The organism is Azospirillum himalayense (genome assembly GCF_042657465.1).
GTDB classification, from domain to species: Bacteria; Pseudomonadota; Alphaproteobacteria; order Azospirillales; family Azospirillaceae; genus Azospirillum; species Azospirillum himalayense.
The window spans coordinates 1-2586 of sequence record NZ_JBHSLC010000098.1 but is presented as its reverse complement, the minus strand read 5'-3'; the positions used below and the strand labels follow the sequence as shown (position 1 = coordinate 2586).

The 2586-nt window shown below is 69.8% G+C and carries 1 protein-coding gene; it reads right to left on the bottom strand.

What is annotated here, in order from left to right; all coding sequences use genetic code 11:
• On the bottom strand, positions 1-2586 hold a 2586-nt coding region (locus tag ACFPMG_RS27765; RefSeq protein WP_376998436.1), incomplete at both ends, for an FG-GAP-like repeat-containing protein.

The window sequence follows — 2586 nt, the reverse complement described above, 5'->3', positions numbered from 1 at the left end:
GATGCCGACCGAGCCGCCCTTGTTGTGGATGAACCAGGCGGCCATCTGGTCGGTGCCCTGCTGGCGCCACAGCACGTCGTCGATGCCATCGCCGTCGTAGTCGCCGGTGCCCTCGACCATCCAGTCGTTGGGGATGCTGTCGAGCACCTGCGCCAAGCCGTTGTCGAAACCGTTCATGCGCCAGATGCCGACCTGACCGGTCGTCTTGTTGCGCCACAGCATGTCGGCCTTGCCGTCGCCGTCGAACTCGCCGATCGCCGCCGGCGCCCAGTCGCCCGGCGCCTGCATCGCGGTCAGCCCGGCCTGCACCAGCGTCATGCCGTCCATCTTCCACAGGCCGAGCTGGGCGGTCTTGGTGTTGCGCCACAGGATGTCGGACTTGCCGTCGCCATCGACGTCGGCGGCGCCCAAGGGCGTCCAATCGGCGTCGATCTGGCCAAAGGCGGCGGCTTTGCGCAGCTTGCCGTCGTCCATGTCCCACATGCCCACTTCGGCGGTCTGGGTGTTGCGCCACAGGATGTCGGATTGGCCGTCGCCGTTGAAGTCGCCGGTCACCGCCGGCACCCATTCGCCGGGCAGCGAGGACACCAGCTCGGCCCGGCGCAGCTGCGTGCCGTCCATCATCCACAGCCCGACGTCGCCGGTGCGGGTGTTGCGGTAGAAGAGGTCGGCCTTGCCGTCGCCGTCGAAATCGCCGGTCGCCTGCACCGTCCACTCCGTGCCCGGCGATACCCCCACCGCGCCGGAGCCCTGGGCGATGGTGAAGCCGTCCAGCCGCCACATCGCCAGCTGTCCGGTCGCCGGATTGCGGAACAGGATGTCGGCGATGCCGTCGCCGTCGAAGTCGCTGTTCTGAACCGCCCTCGGCGGCGTCGCCAGCCCCTGCCGGTTGACCAGCGACCAGCCCGCGCCGGGGTTGGCCTGCACCGTGCCGCTGGCCTCGTTCCAGCGATTGAGGCTGAGATTGCCGAGACCGGCCCTGGCCGGGTCGTTCTGGTGCCAGATCACGTTGAGGTCGCCGTCGCCGTCGACGTCGCCGGTGCCCCACACCGACCAGCCGTCGGCCAGGGTGCCGCCCAGCCCGGCGCTGCTGGTGAGCTGTGCCCGGCCCGCGGTGGCGGGGGTCATCAACGTGGCGTAGAGCGTGCCGTCACGGTCGCGCCACAGAATGTCGGCGGCGCCGTCGCGGTTGACGTCGCCGGTGCCCAGGATGCGGGCCAGCCGGCCGATCGTGATGCCGGGGTTGGCGTTGGTCTGGTCGGTGACCATGGTCAGCGCGGTGGCATCGGGCGCACCGACGGCGATGCGGCCGTCGATGTGGCGCCACAGCAGTTCCTGCTTGCCGTTGCCGTCGAAGTCATCGACCCCGGCGATGCTCCAACCCACGCCGGGGCCGGCGACCGGGGTGGCGGTGCCGACCGGCGGCTTGCCGTCGGCATAGACCAGCAGTTGGCCGGTGACCTGGTCGCCGGTCAGGGCGGCGCGGTTCTGGAAGACGACGTCGGCCTTGCCGTCGCCGTTGAAGTCACCGATGGCCGCCACCTGCCACCGCCGGCCAGGGCTGGCCAGCGTGGCGCCGTCGGTCACGGTGGCGCCGTCGAGCTGCCAGACCGCCAAGCTGTCGTCGGCGTGGCGGAACAGCAAGTCCGCCTTGCCGTCGCCGTTGAAATCGGCCACCCCGATCAGGCGCCAGTCCACGCCGGGGTTGTTGGCCACCCCTCCGGCGCTCATGAACTCCGTCAGACCGGTCGGCAGCGACACCGCGATGCGGCCGTCGCGGTTGCGCCACAGAAGGTTGGCCTTACCATCCCCGTTCACATCAAAGCGCACTTGGCGCGGCTTTTCGGTGATGGTGACCGTGATGTCGGCCGCCACGCCGTAGCCTCCGGCATCGCGGGCCCGCACGCTCAGCGTCTCCGAACCGGTGGCGGAGGTCGCCCGGTATTCGAGCTTGGCGAGATCGGCGACGCTGACGGTGAACTTGCCCGTTTTCTGGGTCCCGTTCAGGAAGAAGGAGCCGCGGCCATCCGGATCGGTGATTTCGATCTCGGTGATCGCGTCGCCGTCCGGATCGATGGCGCTGAACAGCGAGGGGCTGGCCAGCGTGCCGCCGACACCGATCGACCGGGCGTATCCGGTGACCAGCGGACGGCGGTTTGTCGGAGTCGAACTTCCGTCGACGGGGCCGCCCGGCAGGATGCTGCCCGGCGCGCTCTTCAGATCGGCCTGGGTGACGCCTTGCAGCGTGACGACGGTGCGCTTGGTGGTCGAGCCGCCCGGGCCATCGACGTCGATGTCGATGGCGGTGCTCGCCTTGCCGTTGGACGTGACGTCGCGCAGCGACAGGAAGCCATCCTGGAACGGTCTGGTGCCCGCGTAGCCGAGCTGGGCCAGCAGGCCGCCGAGGTCGAGCGTGTCGTCGGCCGTGCTGAAATCGGTGATGATGTCGCCGTTCGCGCCGAGTTCGCCGATGCCTTCGATGACGAACACGTCCTTGCCGCTGCCGCCGGTCAGCGTGTCGTTGCCGGCTCCGCCGACGATCTTGTCGTCGCCGCTGTAGCCCTCCAGCACATCGTCGCCCGCGCC